1 protein-coding gene is annotated in these 1,206 nt (G+C 71.1%); it reads left to right on the plus strand.

The features are described 5' to 3' along the window. On the plus strand, window positions 1-1,206 hold a 1,206-nt coding region (locus AC0693_RS38770; RefSeq protein WP_478804635.1), incomplete at both ends, for a condensation domain-containing protein.

Here is a 1,206-nt window from a genome sequence, read left to right on the forward strand (position 1 = left end):
CAGCCGGTCCAGGTCGTCCTGCGCAACGCGGTACTGCCCGTCGAGGACGTCACGCTCGACCCCCACGGCACCGACCCGGCCGAGCAGCTCCTCGCACACGCCGGCCTCTCGATGGATCTGAACCGAGCCCCGCTGATCAGCGTGCACGTCGCTGCGGTCGATCCGGAGACGGACCGGTGGCTGGCCCTGGTACGGGTGCACCACATGGTGCAGGACCACACCGCGATGGAGGTGCTGCTCGACGAGGTCGAGGCCTTCCTGACCGGGCGAGGCGCTGAGCTTGCGCCGGCGCTACCGTTCCGTACCTTCGTCGCGCAGGCACGCGCCGGTTCGGAGAGCGGGGAGCACGAGCGTTACTTCGCCGAGCTGCTGGGTGACGTCGACGAGTCGACCGCACCGTACGGGGTCGTCGACGCGCGCGGCGACGGAGCGGACGCCGTCCGAGCCGTGGTGCCGTTCGCGCCGGAGCTGACCGAGCGGCTGCGGGATGTCGCCCGCCGACTGGGCGCCAGCCCTGCCACGGTTCTGCATCTGGCCTGGGCGCGCGCACTCGCCGCGATGTCCGGACGTACGGACGTAGTGTTCGGAACGGTGCTGTTCGGCCGCATGAACGCGGGTGCAGGTGCCGACCGGGTACCCGGGCCGTTCATGAACACGCTGCCCGTGCGCGTACGGACCGACGAGGTCGGCGCCCTGCAAGCGGTGGCAGCGATGCGAGGTCAGCTGGCGGAGTTGCTGGAACGCGAGCACGCACCGCTGGCCGTGGCTCAGCAGGCCAGCGGGGTGGCCGGCGACTCACCGCTGTTCACCTCGATTTTCAACTACCGGCACAACGCGGCCCGGCCGGCCGCACCGACGGCCGGGAGCGAACCGGACCCGCGCGAGGAGCAGAGCGGGATCCGGACGGTCTTCTCGCGCGAGCGCACCAACTACCCCCTTTCGGTCGCCGTCGACGACCGCGGTACCGAGATCGGGCTGGCCGTGGACGCGGTCGCCCCGATCGATGCACGCCACGTCGGCTCGGCCGTCCGCACTACCGCCGAGAACCTCGTCGCCGCGCTGGAGCAGGCGCTGGACGCGGGCCGCGATCTTCCGCTGAGGGACGTTCAGGTCCTGGGTGTGGAGGAGCGGCGTTTGGTGGTGGAGGGGTGGAACGATACGTCGGTGGGGGTTCCGGCGGGGTTGTTGCCGGAGTTGTTCGAGGCT

The sequence above is a fragment of the Streptomyces sp. NPDC043876 genome (genome assembly GCF_056435825.1).